Source organism: Pseudarthrobacter sulfonivorans, assembly GCF_014712225.1.
In the GTDB taxonomy this organism is placed as follows: Bacteria; Actinomycetota; Actinomycetes; order Actinomycetales; family Micrococcaceae; genus Arthrobacter; species Arthrobacter sulfonivorans.
Window position 1 is genome coordinate 275,398 of record NZ_JACXBW010000004.1, and the last position, 14,099, is coordinate 289,496.

Annotated in this window: 14 protein-coding genes; 12 read left to right on the forward strand and 2 right to left on the reverse strand. The window is 66.6% G+C overall.

Annotation, left to right across the window (positions count from 1 at the left end):
* The gene (miaA, locus tag IAQ70_RS07550) at window positions 1-909 is read left to right on the forward strand and encodes a tRNA (adenosine(37)-N6)-dimethylallyltransferase MiaA (protein WP_190988687.1); all 909 of its coding nucleotides are present in this window, start codon (window positions 1-3) and stop codon (window positions 907-909) included.
* 121 nt (window positions 910-1,030) lie between these two features.
* Window positions 1,031-1,975 carry a diaminopimelate epimerase gene (gene dapF / locus IAQ70_RS07555; protein WP_190988688.1) on the forward strand — a complete coding sequence of 315 codons (945 nt, stop codon included), beginning with the start codon at window positions 1,031-1,033 and terminating at the stop codon, window positions 1,973-1,975.
* Here the strand turns inward: dapF and IAQ70_RS07560 are convergent.
* Window positions 1,956-2,570 carry a class I SAM-dependent methyltransferase gene (locus IAQ70_RS07560; RefSeq protein ID WP_190988689.1) on the reverse strand — a complete coding sequence of 205 codons (615 nt, stop codon included), beginning with the start codon at window positions 2,568-2,570 and terminating at the stop codon, window positions 1,956-1,958. The genes dapF and IAQ70_RS07560 overlap by 20 nt on opposite strands.
* A gap of 462 nt (window positions 2,571-3,032) precedes the next feature.
* On the opposite strand from IAQ70_RS07560, the gene hflX reads away from it, so the two are divergent.
* A complete protein-coding gene (gene hflX / locus IAQ70_RS07565; protein WP_190988690.1) occupies window positions 3,033-4,598 on the forward strand; it encodes a GTPase HflX in 1,566 nt (521 codons plus the stop codon).
* Window positions 4,591-6,648: an ATP-dependent DNA helicase gene (locus IAQ70_RS07570; RefSeq protein WP_190988691.1), complete on the forward strand. Its 2,058-nt coding sequence runs from the start codon at window positions 4,591-4,593 to the stop codon at window positions 6,646-6,648. The genes hflX and IAQ70_RS07570 overlap by 8 nt, the downstream gene beginning before the upstream one ends.
* 79 nt (window positions 6,649-6,727) lie before the next feature.
* Here IAQ70_RS07570 and lexA read toward each other — a convergent pair whose 3' ends face one another.
* On the reverse strand, window positions 6,728-7,474 hold the full coding sequence (lexA, locus tag IAQ70_RS07575) for a transcriptional repressor LexA (protein ID WP_190988692.1): 747 nt from the start codon (window positions 7,472-7,474) through the stop codon (window positions 6,728-6,730).
* 340 nt (window positions 7,475-7,814) lie between these two features.
* On the opposite strand from lexA, the gene IAQ70_RS07580 reads away from it, so the two are divergent.
* The 8 genes from IAQ70_RS07580 to IAQ70_RS07615 all read left to right on the forward strand — a co-directional run bounded on the left by IAQ70_RS07580 (window position 7,815) and on the right by IAQ70_RS07615 (window position 14,065).
* The gene (locus tag IAQ70_RS07580; protein ID WP_190988693.1) at window positions 7,815-8,213 is read left to right on the forward strand and encodes a LysM peptidoglycan-binding domain-containing protein; all 399 of its coding nucleotides are present in this window, start codon (window positions 7,815-7,817) and stop codon (window positions 8,211-8,213) included.
* 88 nt (window positions 8,214-8,301) lie between these two features.
* Window positions 8,302-9,420 (forward strand): histidinol-phosphate transaminase, encoded by a 1,119-nt coding sequence (locus tag IAQ70_RS07585; RefSeq protein ID WP_190988694.1) that lies wholly within the window; start codon window positions 8,302-8,304, stop codon window positions 9,418-9,420.
* A 61-nt stretch (window positions 9,421-9,481) separates the two neighbouring features.
* A complete protein-coding gene (gene hisB, locus IAQ70_RS07590) occupies window positions 9,482-10,108 on the forward strand; it encodes an imidazoleglycerol-phosphate dehydratase HisB (RefSeq protein ID WP_190988695.1) in 627 nt (208 codons plus the stop codon).
* A complete protein-coding gene (hisH, locus tag IAQ70_RS07595) occupies window positions 10,105-10,836 on the forward strand; it encodes an imidazole glycerol phosphate synthase subunit HisH (protein ID WP_190988696.1) in 732 nt (243 codons plus the stop codon). Before hisB ends, hisH begins: the two co-directional genes overlap by 4 nt.
* Window positions 10,837-10,995, forward strand: a complete 159-nt coding sequence (locus IAQ70_RS07600) for a hypothetical protein (RefSeq protein WP_190988697.1) — start codon at window positions 10,837-10,839, stop codon at window positions 10,993-10,995.
* Between the two features lie 57 nt (window positions 10,996-11,052).
* The gene (priA, locus tag IAQ70_RS07605) at window positions 11,053-11,799 is read left to right on the forward strand and encodes a bifunctional 1-(5-phosphoribosyl)-5-((5-phosphoribosylamino)methylideneamino)imidazole-4-carboxamide isomerase/phosphoribosylanthranilate isomerase PriA (protein ID WP_190988698.1); all 747 of its coding nucleotides are present in this window, start codon (window positions 11,053-11,055) and stop codon (window positions 11,797-11,799) included.
* A gap of 7 nt (window positions 11,800-11,806) precedes the next feature.
* The gene (locus IAQ70_RS07610; RefSeq protein ID WP_190988699.1) at window positions 11,807-12,703 is read left to right on the forward strand and encodes an SseB family protein; all 897 of its coding nucleotides are present in this window, start codon (window positions 11,807-11,809) and stop codon (window positions 12,701-12,703) included.
* Between the two features lie 57 nt (window positions 12,704-12,760).
* Entirely contained in the window at window positions 12,761-14,065 is a 1,305-nt protein-coding gene (locus IAQ70_RS07615) for an MFS transporter (protein WP_190988700.1), read from the forward strand.
* The last annotated feature ends 34 nt before the right edge of the window (window positions 14,066-14,099 follow it).

Sequence of the window (14,099 nt, forward strand, 5' to 3'; positions counted from 1 at the left end):
GTGGCCCAGCCTCCGGTCATCGCGGTCGTTGGTCCCACCGGCTCAGGCAAGTCCGATCTTGCGGTCAGCCTTGCACTTGAGCTGGATGGCGAGGTGATCAATGCCGATTCCATGCAGTTCTACCGGGGCATGGACATCGGTACCGCCAAGATCACCCCGGCCGAACGGCGCGGCGTGCCCCACCACCTCCTGGACACCCTGGACGTCACCCAGGAAGCGAGCGTTTCCGACTTCCAGCAGGAGGCCCGGGAGCTCATCAGCGGCATCCACGCCCGCGGCAAACGCGCCATCCTGGCGGGCGGATCCGGTCTCTACGTGCGGGCCGCCCTGGACGTTCTTGAGTTCCCGGGCACCGACCCCGCAGTCCGCCGCAGCCTGGAGGGCGAGCTCGAGCAAGCCGGGCCGGAGGCGCTGCTCGCCCGGCTCCGGGACGTGGATCCCGTCTCCGCCGGCCGGGTCAGTGATGCCCGGCGCATCATCAGGGCCCTGGAGGTGCACCAGCTCACCGGCCGGCCCTTCAGTTCCTATATGCCCCAGCGGGAGTACTACCAGCCGACAGTGCAGGTCGGGCTGTCCGTGGACCGCGAGGCCCTCCGTGAACGCCTGGCCCTGCGTGTGCACAGGATGGTGGACCAGGGCCTGCTGGCGGAAGTCCGCCGACTGGACGCGGCAGGACTGCGCAGCGGCAAAACCGCGCCCCGGGCACTGGGCTATGCCCAGTTCCTGAGGGTGCTCGACGGCGTCGCAACCGTCGCGGAGGCAACCGAGGACACCATCGTGGCCACCCGCCAGTTCGCCCGACGCCAGCTCACCTGGTTCCGGGCGGATCCCCGCATCAGCTGGCTGGACTGGCAGGCACCGGACCTGACTGCCCAGGCCGCGGCAGTGTGTGTAAATGACGCCGGGTAACGTGCGCGGCCCGACCCAGGTGGTGTAACTGAGGCAGCAGCGAACGTGGCACAACCCGCATGGCGGGGCAGCCGCCGTCGGCCGTTTTAGCCGATCAATGCCCGGCCGGTAACCTAGGAGCATGGACGCCACCCCCGCAGAGACCACCGAGCCCGCCTTCCGTTCGCTGGGCGGACTTCGCTTCTCCAAGGGCCACGGTACGGGCAACGACTTTGTGTTGATCGCCGATCCTGACGGCGTCCACACCATCGACGCCGGGCAGGTCGCCGCCCTGTGCGACCGGCACCGCGGCATCGGCGGGGACGGACTGATCAGGGCCGTTCCGTCCCGCTACCTGTCCGAAGGCCGCGAACTCCTGCAAACCCGCCCGGAGGCGGAATGGTTCATGGACTACCGCAACGGTGACGGGTCCCTCTCGGAAATGTGCGGAAACGGTGTCCGCGTTTTTGTGCACTTCCTGCGCGCCGAAGGTTTGGTTGACCTGCCCGACGGCGGATCGCTCACCGTCGGAACGCGCGGGGGCCCCAAGGCAGTTGTCCGGACAGGCGACAGCTACGCCGTGGATATGGGGCCGTGGGAGTTCATTTTCCCCGGGGAAGCAACTGCCAAAGCCATGGATTCCCTCGTGACCGCGGACGGCCTGGAAGTTCCCAGGCCGGCGCTGTCCGTCAGTATGGGCAATCCGCACACTGTGGTGGCACTGGCCGAACTGTCGGAACTGGAAGCCACCAGGCTGTTCACCGCACCGCTGGTGGATCCGCTGCCCGCCAACGGCACCAATGTTGAGTTCGTGGTGCCCGCCGAACCGCTGATTCATAACGGTGTCGCCACCGTCACCATGCGTGTTCACGAACGGGGTGTCGGGGAAACCCAGTCCTGCGGCACCGGCGCCTGCGCTGCAGCGGTGGCCACCCGGCACTGGGCCGGGGCCGAGGCGCCGGACTCCTGGCTGGTCAACGTGCCGGGCGGCGTAGTCGGGGTCAAGTTCTTCGCGGGGGCAGCAGGCCACGAGCACGTCGAACTCAGCGGCCCGGCCGTCATTGTGGCTAGTGGGACGCTTTCCTGACCCGCAGGATCCGGAAGGACTTTGCGGTGCTTTCGCGGGTGACGGTGAACGAGTCGTCCAGCTCGGCGGTGAGCCAGCGCTGAAGCGAGTCCGAACCCAGGTTCTTCTGCACCACCAGCCACGCTGAGCCGCCGGGTGCCAGCCGGGGGAGCCACAGCGTGAGCAGGCCGTGCAGTTCGTCCTTGCCGATCCGGATGGGCGGATTGGACCAGATGGTATCGAAGCGCAGGTCGGGGTCCACCGCGTCAGGGGTGCTGGCCACCACGTTCCCCAGCCCCAGCAGGGCCGCGTTTTCGTTAGTCAGCGTGATGCAGCGTTCATTGACATCCACGGCGTACACCCGGGCATGTGGCGCGCGCAGGGCAAGGGTCAGGGCTATGGGTCCCCAGCCGCAGCCGATGTCCAGGAGGTTCCCGCCGGGGGACGGCGCCGGGACTTCGTGCAGGAGGACCGCTGTACCCTTGTCGATGCCGTCAGGGCTGAAGATCCCCGAAGAAGTCTGGAGGGTGCGCGTTTCGCCGGCCAGTTCCACTGTCAGGGGCTTGCGGGTGAACGGCCCTGCGGGCGATGCGCTGAAATAGTGTGCGGACTCCATAACTGGCCAGATTAGTTGGCCGAACAGGACAATGCGAAACGGCCCGTGCGAATCGAAGGGTCCGGTTCTGCTAATCTTGAACCCATGTTCTTGATCTTCGAGTAGCCGGACCGGGGCTGCGCCTTCCGCAGCTCGCCGTCCCGAAGCCCGTGCCCCACAGCGATGCAGGTATCAACCTTCCGTCTGTGCGCCACAGGGCAGGTCTTCAGCACCTGTCCTGCCGCAGGGCCAGACTCGAGCGATCAGCCCCAGCGCCGGTCCCTTTTCTGACATTGCCTGCGCCACCTCCATCACTCCATGCATCAGCTGTGATGCGACCCACCCTGCGCGACACCGCTGTGACCGGACCGCAGAGCAGACCAGGAGGCCAGGATGACCGCAAGCCGTCAGCCCAGCGCGAATACTTCACCAGACACCAATAAACGGCACTATTCTGAAATTGCCGACCCTTCAAAGGAGAACATGACCAGCCAGCCCAACACCGGTTCCGATCCAGCAGCCCAGGACATGAGTCCCGAGGAGATCCAAGCTGTCATCGACCGGATCCTCGCCAAGGACGTCCCTGCCAGGAACGTCAAAGCTGCCGACGGCGAGAAGGCCGTGCTTGGCAGGGCACAGGCCATTTCCCGCCAGGAAGACGAACACACAAGCTACGACGGCGACCAGCAGGACCTCGACGAACGTCGGGCGCTGCGGCGCGTGGCCGGCCTCTCCACGGAACTCGAAGACGTCACCGAAGTCGAATACCGGCAGTTGCGGCTCGAACGGGTGGTGCTGGCAGGTCTCTGGTCCGAGGGCACCCTCGCGGACGCTGAGAACTCCCTCCGTGAGCTCGCAGCCCTCGCCGAGACGGCAGGCTCGGAAGTCCTGGACGGGCTGGTACAGCGCCGTGCCAAACCGGACCCGGGCACATTCCTTGGCTCCGGCAAGGCACAGGAGCTCAAGGAAATCGTCACGGCTACGGGCGCGGACACCGTGGTGGTCGATGCCGAACTGGCGCCATCCCAGCGCCGTAGCCTCGAGGACATCGTCAAGGTCAAGGTCATTGACCGGACGGCCCTGATCCTGGACATCTTTGCCCAACATGCCAAGAGCCGTGAAGGCAAGGCCCAGGTTGAGCTGGCGCAGCTGGAATACCTCCTGCCACGCCTGCGTGGCTGGGGTGAATCGATGTCCCGGCAGGCCGGCGGCCAGGTGGGCGGCGCCGGCGCCGGCATGGGTTCGCGTGGACCCGGTGAGACGAAGATCGAACTGGACCGCCGCCGGATCCGTACGCGCATGGCCAAGCTGCGGCGGGAGATCGCCGCGATGAAGCCGGCACGGGAAACAAAGCGGGCCAGCCGCCGTCGTAATTCAGTGCCGTCGGTGGCAATCGCCGGGTACACGAACGCCGGAAAGTCCTCTTTGCTCAACCGGCTCACCGACGCCGGGGTGCTGGTGGAGAACGCCCTGTTCGCCACCTTGGATCCCACTGTCCGCAAGGCAGAGACCTCCGACGGCCTGGGGTACACGCTGGCGGATACCGTGGGTTTCGTCCGTTCCCTGCCCACCCAGTTGGTGGAAGCGTTCCGCTCCACGCTGGAGGAAGTGGCTGACTCCGATCTGATCCTGCATGTGGTGGATGTTTCGCATCCGGACCCTGAAGGCCAGATCGCTGCCGTCCGCAAGGTGTTCAGCGAGGTGGACGCACGCAACGTGCCCGAGATCATCGTCCTCAACAAGGCTGATGCCGCGGACCCGTTTGTGGTGGAGCGCCTCAAGCAGCGTGAGCCCCGCCATGTGGTGGTGTCGGCCCGGACCGGCCAGGGAATCGCCGAACTCCTCAAAGCCATCAGCGACGGCATTCCGCGGCCCAGCGTCAAACTCGAGCTGCTGATCCCGTACGACCGCGGTGACCTGATCAGTAAGCTGCACGAGACCGATGCCGAGATCCTCAGCCTGGAGCACGGTGAACACGGCACCCGCGTTGTGGTCATGGTCCGGGAGGGCCTCGCGGCTGAACTGGAATCCTTCGTCAGCAATGACTGACCTGGTGGCAGGGGAGGTCTCCGAGACGGCCGGCGAGGAGTTCGTGATTGAACTGCTCGACCGTGCCGTCGCCGGGATGGGCGGCCAAAGCCGGGCCGGCCAGCACGAAATGGCCCGGCAGGTGGCGAAAGCCATCGAAACCGGCGACCATCTCCTGGTCCAGGCCGGGACCGGCACCGGCAAGTCACTCGCCTACCTCATCCCGCTCATCGCGCATTCCCTGGTGAGCGACAAGCCCACCCTCGTTTCCACGGCAACCCTTGCGCTGCAGACCCAGATCGTGGGCCGGGACCTTCCCCGGCTGCTCAAGACCATCACCCCTGCACTGGACCGCCCGGTCAAGGTGGCTCTGGTCAAGGGCCGTTCCAACTATGTGTGCAGGCACAAGCTCGAAGGCGGGTTCCCGTCCGAGGAGCCCGCGGAGGGCCAGCTCTTCTCTCTCGGCGAGGACACCAGCGTTCCGCACTTCGCCGCCGCCGTCGGCGGCCCGTCGTCGCAGCTGGGCAAGGAAGTGGTGCGGCTGCGTGAGTGGGCGGAAAAAACCGCCACGGGAGACCGCGACGAGCTCCTTCCCGGGGTCACCGACCGCGCCTGGCGGCAGGTCTCGGTGACGTCGCTGGAATGCCTGGGGGCGCAGAAGTGCCCGATGGCGGCCGAATGCTTCAGCGAACTGGCGCGCCACGATGCGGCCGAAGCTGACGTTGTGGTGACGAACCATGCCATGCTGGCCGTCAGCGCGTTTGAGGGCCTTGCCGTGCTGCCCGAATACGACGTTGTGGTGGTGGACGAGGCCCACGAACTCCAGGACCGGGTCACCGGCGCGGTCTCCGGGCAGCTTTCCGTGGCCATGGTCCACGCGGCGGCGGCCGGCGCCCGTAAGCACACCGCCATCACCGTTGACGCCCTTAACGCGGCCGCCGCCAACCTCGAACTCGCCCTGGCCGGAGTGCCGAACGGGCTGCTGCCCAACGGGCTCAATGACGAACAGCTGGACTGCGTGGATCAGTTGCGGGAGGCCTGCCGGGCTGCCCTTTCAGATTCAAAGGGGGACGGCAGCCAAACGGCCGACGGCGGGCGGCAGCTCGCCCGCTCGCGGCTGATGCTGATCCTGGAACTGTGTGAACGCCTCATCGTCGCGCGTGAGAACCGCGAAGTCGTCTGGTTTTCCCGGGCCAGCTCCTTCGACCCGCAGCAGGGCTACTCGCAGCCGGACGAGACAGCTCCCGCGCTGATCAACATTGCGCCGCTCAGTGTTGCCGGTAAGTTGCGTGAGGGCCTGTTCGCCGGCCACACGGTGGTGCTGACCTCGGCTACCCTGGCCATCGGCTCAGCGTTCGAACCGGCCGCCGGAGGCCTGGGGCTGGTAGGGGAGGGCGCGCCGAGTTGGACTGGCATCGACGTCGGCTCGCCGTTCGACTACCCCAAGCAGGGGATCCTCTATGTCGCCGGGCACCTGCCCAAACCCGGGCGCGGAGCGTCACCGGAGGCCCTGGACGAGCTGGAGGCGCTGATCCGGGCCTCCGGCGGCGGTGCGTTGTGCCTCTTTTCATCGCGCCGTGCGGCAGAAGAAGCGGCTGAGGCGATGCGACCACGGCTCGGGCTCAGCATTCTTTGCCAGGGCGACTCCACCATGACGGCGCTGGTGAAGCAGTTCGCCGACGAGCCCGATACCTGCCTGTTCGGCACCATGTCGCTGTGGCAGGGTGTTGACGTTCCCGGCGGATCATGCCGGCTGGTGGTGATCGACCGCATCCCGTTCCCGCGGCCCGATGATCCGCTCATGACCGCCCGCTCCCGCGCCGTGGCGCAGGCCGGCGGCAACGGCTTCATGGCAGTTTCCGCCACGCACGCGGCCATCCGCCTGGCCCAGGGGGCAGGCCGGCTGATCCGTTCGACGGGGGACAAAGGAGTGGTGGCCGTACTCGATTCACGTCTTGCCACGGAGCGTTACGCCGGCTTCCTTCGCGCTGCGCTCCCGCCGTTCTGGCCCACCACGGACCGCAAGACGGCATTTGCGGCACTCGAAAGGCTGGCCGGGAAGGGCGCCTGAGGTCTGCCTGGCGTCCGTGACTCGCCTGCGCCGGCCGGTGCCGGCGAGTCACAGTGCTAGAGCGACAGGTGGTCCAGGGCTACAGCGACCGAAGAACCGAGACGACCTTCCCCATGATCGTGGCGTGATCACCGAGGATCGGCTCGTACTGGGTGTTCTGGGGCAGCAGCCAGGTGTGGCCGTCGCGCTGGCGGAAGGTTTTGACGGTGGCTTCGTCGTCCAACAGGGCCGCAACGATATCGCCGTTGGCGGCGTCCGCCTGCCGGCGGACCACGACCCAGTCGCCGTCGCAGATGGCGGCGTCCACCATGGAGTCGCCGGCGACGCGCAGCATAAACAGTTCACCCTGCCCCACAAGTTGGCGGGGCAGCGGCATCACGTCCTCCACCACCTGGTCGGCAAGGATCGGTCCGCCTGCCGCGATGCGCCCGACCAGCGGCACCATGGCAGTGTCCATGGCAGTGGGAAGTTCGGTGACAGCACCGCCGACGCTGTGCAGGACCGCCGGCTTGGCCGAGGCGCCGTTTTTGCCGGTCCCGCCGTCCAGTGTTAAGGGCATGAGGACCTCCATGGCGCGGGGCCGTTTCGGGTCCCGGCGGAGGTAACCCAGCTTTTCCAGCTGGGAGAGCTGATGGGTGACGCTCGAAAGGCTGGCCAGGCCGACAGTGTCGCCGATTTCCCGCATGGAGGGCGGGTAGCCGTTGTCATTGACGGAACGCTGGATGGTTTCGAGGATCTTCTTCTGGCGGGCAGTGAGCCCCTTGGGGGTCCTCTGGGGCTGGCGGCCCTGCGGAGTCGCCTTGCCCTCGGCGGCTGGTGCTGCCATGTTCGCCAATGCCTTTCGGTTGCGCCGGATCCGGTCCGGCCGTTCGTTGCCGGAATGTCCGGGCTGCTGTGAATGTCAGACCCTGCTGATCAACTACACGAGTGGTTGATCCTTGATCCAAACGTAGGCCAGCCACATGGCTTTTTCAAACATTTGTTCTAGCGAGTCTCGACAATGTTCGTTGATAAGTGCTAAAACTAAGGAAGCAAAGTTCGAATATGTGTTCTACTCGTTGCCAGCGGATTCGAATATCCGCCCGATGCGGAGGCGTGAGCCTCAGGGCATTGGCGACGGGGAGGCAACGCCGGGCAGCACAGTATGGTCCAGGAGGGCTCATCTCATGTCAGCTATATCTGCTTCACAGGATTCCCAGCCGCAGTTCGTTTCCGTCGAGCACCTGACGTCACAGCAGCACAGGGAATCCCTGCCGCCGCTCCGTCTTACCCGCAGGGGCCGGGTTGTCCTCATCGGCATCCCGCTGGTGCTCCTGGCAGCGCTCCTTCTCTCGCTGGCCGGTTTTCTCACTTCTCCGGCTAAGGCGGCCGATTCCGCAGCTGATCTCACCGTCACGCCCACCATCACGGTGACCGTCCAAGCGGGGCAGTCCCTCTGGGCCATTGCGGGCGCAGTAGCACCCCAACGTGACGCCCGGGACGTCATTGCGGATATTGTTCAACTGAACAACCTCACCGGCGGCGGCGTGGTGCCGGGCCAGCAGCTCTTTGTCCCCACCCGGTAGGCACCGGCATGGGCCCGTTGAGGCAGGGGCAGGTCCACTGGTGGCCGTCACATTTTCCGGCCGTCTCCTTCGGAACTAAACTGTTCAGGTGAATGACCAGCTAGAGCGTCTGAACCGACTTCCCCTCCGGACCAACCTTCGCGGGCTTACCCCCTACGGTGCCCCGCAGTTGGATGTTCCCATCCTGCTGAATGTCAACGAGAATACCCATGGCGTTCCGGCGGATGTGCAGGCCGCCATCGCAGCAGCCGTAACGGAAGCGGCAACCGGGCTCAACCGCTACCCGGACCGTGAGTTCACCGAGCTCCGGAAAGCGCTGGCCGAATACCTCGGCCACGGACTCGATGCCACAAACATCTGGGCCGCCAATGGATCCAACGAGGTCCTTCAGCAGATATTGCAGGCATTTGGCGGCCCGGGTCGCAAGGCCCTGGGGTTCCCGCCCACGTATTCCATGTACCCCTTGCTGGCAAGCGGCACCGACACCGAATACATCGTGGGTCAGCGCGCGGAAGGGTACGGACTCAGCGCCGAATCGGCCGCGTTGCAGGTCAAGGAACTTCAGCCGAACGTCGTTTTCCTGTGTTCGCCCAACAACCCCACCGGTACAGGCCTTGGCCTGGACGTCGTGGAAGCCGTGTACGCTGCCGGCGAGGCCAGCCAGACCATCGTGATCGTCGACGAGGCATACCACGAGTTTGCCCATGACGGCACGCCCAGCGCCCTTACCCTGCTGCCGGGCCGGGAACGCCTGATTGTTTCCCGCACCATGAGCAAGGCGTTTGCCCTTGCCGGAGCGCGCCTCGGCTACATGGCGGCGGCGCCGGAGGTGACCGATGCCCTCCGCCTGGTCCGGCTGCCCTACCACCTCTCCGCGATCACCCAGGCGGCGGCCCTGGCCGCCCTCCAGCACCGGACAGCCCTGATGGCGGACGTCCAGGACATCAAGGAACAGCGGGACCGCATAGTCACGGAATTGACGCGGATGGGCCTCAAGCCGGCGGCCTCGGATTCGAACTATGTCTTCTTCGGCGGCCTGGACAGCCCGCACGAGGTCTGGCAGCAATTGCTGGACGCGGGCGTGCTGGTTCGCGACGTCGGGATTCCCGGCCACCTGCGGGTCACTGCAGGAACTGAGAGGGAGACCACAGCCTTCCTGACCTCCCTGGAGGGCATCCTGGCCAGCCAAGCGAAGCTCCCCGCCTAGACTTGAAGTACCGGCGCCTCAGCGCGCCCTACCACTCCTGCGTTATAAGGACCAGATGATCATGAGTTCCACCGGATCGAACGCTGCCGAGCCCCGGACCGCACGCATGGAGCGTGCCACCAGCGAATCGTCAGTGCTCGTGGAGATCAACCTCGACGGCACGGGCGTATCGGACATCGACACGTCCGTCCCGTTCTACGACCACATGCTGACGGCGCTGTGCAAGCACTCGCTCATTGACATGACGGTCAAGGCCACCGGTGACACGCACATTGACGTCCACCACACCGTGGAGGACGTCGCCATCACCTTCGGTGAGGTCCTGCGCACCGCGCTGGGCAACAAGGCCGGCATCCGCAGGTTCGGAGAGGCCACTGTGCCCCTCGACGAAGCCCTGGCGAACGCCGTCGTGGATGTCTCCGGACGGCCGTACCTCGTACACGGCGGGGAGCCCGCCGGGCAGGAATACCACCTGATTGGCGGCCACTTCACCGGGTCGCTGACCCGTCACGTCTTTGAGGCCATCACACTGCACGCGGGCATCTGCCTGCACATGAACGTCATTGCCGGCCGGGACCCGCACCACATCGTGGAAGCACAGTTCAAAGCCTTCGCCCGCGCCCTGCGTGCCGCCGTCGAACCCGACCCCCGCGTTGAGGGGATTCCGTCCACCAAGGGTGCCCTGTGACCGGCCAGATCCTTCGTGATGGCGCGGTGATCGACCCGGCCGCGGGTAAAAAGCCCGTGTCGCCCGAGGGTAAACCCACAGTCACCGTTCTCGACTATGGCTCCGGCAACGTCCGCTCGGCCGTGCGCGCGCTTGAACGGGCCGGCGCCGAGGTCATCCTGAGCTCCAAGCCTGAGGACGTGCTTAATGCCGACGGCCTGGTGGTGCCTGGCGTGGGTGCCTTTGAAACCGTGATGCGCGAACTCAAGGCCGTGGACGGCATCCGGCTGATCGGCCGGCGCGTGGCCGGCGGCCGGCCGGTCCTGGCCATCTGCGTGGGCCTGCAAGTGATGTTTGAAGCCGGGGTCGAGCACGGGACCGAAGCCGAGGGCATGGGAGAGTGGCCCGGAAAGGTGGAGCTCCTTCCCGCGGAGGTTGTGCCGCACATGGGCTGGAATACCGTGCAGGTACCCGAAGGCTCAAAGCTCTTCGCCGGCGTTGAGAACGAGCGGTTCTACTTCGTCCACTCCTACGGTGTCCAGGACTGGAACTTCGATGTGATCCAGCCCCGGATGACGGCGCCGCTGGTGACCTGGTCCGAGCACGGCGCCCGCTTCATCGCGGCGGTGGAGAACGGCCCGCTCTGCGCTACCCAGTTCCACCCGGAAAAGTCCGGCGATGCCGGAGCCCGGCTGCTGCGCAACTGGGTGGACGGCCTTCGCAAGCCGGCCCCCACGGATGCAGCCTAGATGTGGTCCATCGTCCTGATGGGCCTGGCGGGCCTCCTGGTAGGCGGGGCCTTGTCCTTCCGGCAGCAGCGCAAACCGCTGTGGACGCAGATCAGTTTTTATGTCTTGGCGGGAATGTCGCTCTTGGCCGCCTACCTGCTGACGCTTCCCGGCAACTAGACTCCCGCCACACCACCAGACTCCGCACCAGCATCACAACATTGAAGAGGATTTGAGATGACCACCGCAACCGACCTGCCGGTTCTTGAACTGCTGCCCGCCGTCGACGTCGTAAACGGCCAGGCCGTTCGGCTGGTCCAGGGGGAAGCCGGCAGTGAGACGAGCTACGGCACACCGCTGGACGCGGCCCTTAACTGGCAGCAGCAGGGCGCCGAGTGGGTGCACCTGGTGGACCTGGACGCAGCGTTCGGCCGCGGCTCCAACGCAGAACTGCTCCGCGAAGTCGTAGGCCGGCTTGACATCAAGGTGGAGCTTTCCGGTGGCCTCCGGGACGACGAATCCCTCGAAGCGGCGCTTGATCTTGGCGTGGCCCGCGTCAACCTCGGTACGGCGGCGTTGGAGAACCCGGAATGGACCCGCAAAGCCATCGAACGCTTCGGCGACAAGATCGCCGTCGGCCTTGACGTCCGCGGAACAACGCTGGCGGGCCGGGGCTGGACCAAGGAAGGCGGCGACCTCTGGGAGGTTCTGGGCCGCCTGGAAGAGGCCGGCTGCGCCAGGTACGTTGTCACCGACGTCACCAAGGACGGCACCCTGCAGGGACCCAACGTGGAACTCCTGCGTCAGATGGTGGAGAAGACCGGCAAGCCGGTGGTCGCCTCGGGCGGCATCTCCAGCCTGGACGACCTGAAGGTACTCCGGTCGCTGGTGCCGCTGGGCGTGGAGGCCGCGATCGTCGGTAAGGCGCTCTACGCCGGTGCGTTTACGCTGCCCGAAGCCCTCGACGTCGCCGGACGCCGCTAGCCGGCCCGTGGACAGCACACACAATCCAGCAACGGCTGGCGGGGCTCCCGTCCAGCGCCACCTTCCCGGACACATCGCCGCTGCCCTTGCCGGCGCGGGCGGCCCCAGCGATTCGGCGGGGAGGCCCTGGGAGGGCCGGAGCCTGGCCGGGGACGACGCCAAGATCCACAACTTCGAGGACGACGACGGAACGGCCGACGCCGGTTACCTCGCCGCCGTGGAGGCCCTGGTTGGCGGCGGCGGTAACGAAACAGCGGTGGTGGCCTCGCTCGCCACTGCCCGTGTCTTCATCCCCATCATCGCGCAGCTCGGCGCCGAGGCGGAGGGCGTGGCCGGGCTGACCGCGGACAAGCAGGCCGACATGGCCCTGGTCACCCTGAAGGCAGCTGACGGCCGGACAGCCATGCCCGCCTTCACATCAGCTGGCCGCCTGGCCGCCTGGCACCCTGACGCACGGCCTGTGGCTGTGTACGCGGCGCGCGCCGCGCTGTCAGCCGTCGCCGAGGGGGCCGAATTGCTGGTCCTGGACCCGGGCTCGGACGTTACCCTCGTGGTCCGTCGGCCTGCCGTGTGGGCACTGGCACAGCAGCAGGAGTGGGTGCCCTCCTACACCGATGCCGTGCTTGCCGCCGAAATGGCCGCCACCGCCGGGGGGTTCCCGGCGGTCCGGAACATCGAGCTGCTTCCAGGTTCGGGCGTTGCCGCTGTGACCGGCGGGGGAGTCCCGCTCTCAGGGGGCGGCGCCGGACCCGAACTGCAGGTGATTCTTTACCTCGAGGATGGTCTTGATGCCGCCGCGGTGCAGGAGCTCGTCGCCGGACTTCAGGCTGCCTGGTCCCGGAATGTATTGTTTGGGGAGCGGGTCGATTCGATGGAAATCAAGTTGCGGCGCGCGGTTCAGTAGCAGACGGTCAGCGGGGAGACCCCTCGGGCTGCCCGTGCCCGATCCAAAGGATTCTCCGTGAATTTCGCTCTCTACCGGGAGTTGCTCGCCGTCGGGCCCATCAGGCGGCTCCTGCTTGTGGGCATGGTGGCCCGCATCCCGCACTCTGCCGCCGGCGTCCTGCTGACCTTGCACATCGTCCTCAGCCTGGACAAGGGCTATGCCGCGGCTGGCGCAGCTGCAGCGGTGATGACCATCGGCATAGCTGTGGGCGCGCCATGGCGCGGCCGGCGTGTTGACACGGTAGGCCTGCGCCGGGCCCTTATCCCGTCAGTGGTTTCCGAAGCGGTCATCTGGGCCGTGGTACCGCATGTCAGCTACGAATTGCTGTTGCCGTTGGTGTTCATCGGTGGCCTGCTGACCCTGCCGATCTTCAGCGTGATCCGCCAGTCCTTGGGCGTCCTCGCGGACGGTACCCAGCGGCGGACCGCTTTTGCCCTGGACTCCATCACCACTGAGGTGGTGTTTATGATCGGACCGGCGGCAGGCGCCGTCGTGGCCACCAGCGGCTTCACCGTTCTGGGCCTCACCGTGGTGGGGGTGTCCACCTCCCTGGCCGGCCTGTTCCTGATGTGGTTCAACCCGCCCACGCGCAGCGCCACGCAGACCGAGGAAGGCGAGGCGGACCAGCGGCATGCGGCGGAGGTGGCAGTCGTGTGCGCAGCCCCCGCCCACGTCCAGGAAGCAGCGGCCGACCTTGTTCCAGCCGGTGCCGAAACCGCCCGCCGTGGCCGCGCGGGCCTGCGCGGCAAGGTGTCCCACAATTTTGCCTGGTTCACGGCCACCGTCGCGGCGGTCTTTGCGGTTGCGGCGGGAACCGGGATGGTGCTCAGCGGCACCGACGTCGGAATTGTTGCGGCCCTGGAAACCGGCGGGCACCAAAGCGAAATCGGCATCGTTTTCCTCTTTTGGTGCGCCGCGTCCGTGATCGGCGGCCTGGTCTACGGCGCCATGCACAGGCCGGTCCCGCCGATCGTCCTGCTCCTGGGCATGGCGGCCCTGACCATTCCGATGGGCTTCGCGCACGATACCTGGACCCTGGCGTTCGTTTCGATCCTTCCGGGACTCTTGTGCGCGCCTGTGCTCTCAGCGGCTTCCGAAAAGGTTGCCGACCTGGTGGCTGAGGACCGCCGTGGCGAGGCGATGGGCTGGTACGGCTCTGCGCTGACCGCCGGCGTAGCTCTGGGCGCTCCCCTCGCCGGAGTGTTCATCGACGGGACGGGGCCGTCCGGAGGGTTTGTGGCAGTGGGCCTGGCCGGCGTTGTGCTTTGCCTGGTGGGACTGCTGCTCCAGGCGATGCGGCGCCGCAGAGTGGCCGCCTGACGCTTCCTCCCATCGATTGCTCCGTAACGGCCCT

Bases quoted from the DNA above. Each gene is read 5' to 3' on its own strand.
- dapF (WP_190988688.1), top strand. From the start codon at position 1,031: ATGGACGCCACCCCCGCAGAGACCACCGAGCCCGCCTTCCGTTCGCTG.
- IAQ70_RS07560 (WP_190988689.1), bottom strand. From the start codon at position 2,570: ATGGAGTCCGCACACTATTTCAGCGCATCGCCCGCAGGGCCGTTCACC.
- hflX (WP_190988690.1), top strand. From the start codon at position 3,033: ATGACCAGCCAGCCCAACACCGGTTCCGATCCAGCAGCCCAGGACATG.
- IAQ70_RS07570 (WP_190988691.1), top strand. From the start codon at position 4,591: ATGACTGACCTGGTGGCAGGGGAGGTCTCCGAGACGGCCGGCGAGGAG.
- lexA (WP_190988692.1), bottom strand. From the start codon at position 7,474: ATGGCAGCACCAGCCGCCGAGGGCAAGGCGACTCCGCAGGGCCGCCAG.
- IAQ70_RS07580 (WP_190988693.1), top strand. From the start codon at position 7,815: ATGTCAGCTATATCTGCTTCACAGGATTCCCAGCCGCAGTTCGTTTCC.
- hisB (WP_190988695.1), top strand. From the start codon at position 9,482: ATGAGTTCCACCGGATCGAACGCTGCCGAGCCCCGGACCGCACGCATG.
- IAQ70_RS07600 (WP_190988697.1), top strand. From the start codon at position 10,837: ATGTGGTCCATCGTCCTGATGGGCCTGGCGGGCCTCCTGGTAGGCGGG.
- priA (WP_190988698.1), top strand. From the start codon at position 11,053: ATGACCACCGCAACCGACCTGCCGGTTCTTGAACTGCTGCCCGCCGTC.